Here is a 675-nt window from a genome sequence, read left to right as displayed (position 1 = left end):
AACACCCCTGCGATTGCGCAGGTCAGCGGGCTGTCGCCGGAACCTGCCGTCCAGGTGGACACCGACCCGGCTGTTCAGGTGGACACCCAGGGGGACACCCGGCCGACGGGGGTGGACACCCGGGTGGACACCCCTGCTGTTCGGCTGGACCCGGCCGCGGCCCGCGCCGCGATCGTGGCCGCCTACCAGGAGGGCCTGAGCGTCCGACAGGCCGCCGGCCGGGCCACCCGCTCCCGCAGCTGGGTCCAAGCGGTGTACACGGAACTCGCCCTGGCGGCCTGCGGGCAGCACACCGCCGCGGCCTAACCCCCCGTCGGGCCGTCCACCCCCGGGCGGCCCGGCGGCCCCCAACCCGAGGAGCAGGACAGACATGATCACCTGAAAAGACGACAGCCCAGAGGCCGTCAACCCCTGGGCTGTCCTTACGGATCTTCCGTATCCATCGCCGACCGTGAGGCCGGTCGTGCGCTCCCCGCCAGAGGAGGCGCGACTCCCATGGTGCCCGTTAGCTCGTGAGCCGTCAGGCCTGAGCGGGTGGCATCGGCCTCACCGGATCGGCATGAGCCCCCGAAGGGCCACCCATGCACCCCGATCCGACACCCCCCGTCTCCTTTGCCCACCGGCTGGGCCTGCGCCGGGCCGCCCTGTACTACGCCGGGCTGGGCTGGCCGGTGG

Annotated in this window: 1 protein-coding gene; it reads left to right on the top strand. The window is 73.0% G+C overall.

What is annotated here, in order from left to right; all coding sequences use genetic code 11:
• Positions 1-306: hypothetical protein (locus G6R25_RS24415; protein WP_205447456.1), on the top strand; the 306-nt coding region annotated here is incomplete at its 5' end.
• Between the last annotated feature and the right edge of the window lie 369 nt (positions 307-675).

Origin of the sequence: Candidatus Frankia alpina (assembly GCF_902806485.1) — a bacterium.
Taxonomy (GTDB): domain Bacteria; phylum Actinomycetota; class Actinomycetes; order Frankiales; family Frankiaceae; genus Frankia; species Frankia alpina.
This window is presented reverse-complemented; position numbering and strand designations above follow the sequence as displayed.